Origin of the sequence: Isoptericola croceus, from assembly GCF_029382255.1 — a bacterium.
Taxonomy (GTDB): domain Bacteria; phylum Actinomycetota; class Actinomycetes; order Actinomycetales; family Cellulomonadaceae; genus Isoptericola; species Isoptericola croceus.
Window position 1 is genome coordinate 1 of record NZ_JARLLG010000075.1, and the last position, 314, is coordinate 314.

The window sequence follows — 314 nt, forward strand, 5'->3', positions numbered from 1 at the left end:
AAAAGCTTCGAAGTTAAAGGCCCAGCTCAAGAAAAAACTTGAGAAGTACAAGAAGAGGAAGTTAATCTTCAAACGTGCTGAACAGTATATCAGAGAATACAGAACTATGGAGAGAGATGAAATCCGCTTGGCACGTAAAGCCAGATCCAAGGGAAATTATTATGTTCCTGCTGAACCCAAATTGGCGTTCATTATTAGGATCAGGGGTATTAACCAAGTGGCTCCCAAGGTACGCAAAGTCTTACAGTTGTTTAGGTTAAGGCAGATGAACAATGGAGTTTTCATGAAAATTAAAAAGGCCACCAACAACATGA

The 314-nt window shown here is 39.8% G+C and carries 1 protein-coding gene; it reads left to right on the top strand.

Annotated features, from left to right (window positions below; genetic code table 11):
* Window positions 1–314, top strand: a 314-nt coding sequence (locus tag PZC42_RS20745) for an uL30 family ribosomal protein (RefSeq protein WP_277213970.1), incomplete at both ends; no start/stop codon positions are given.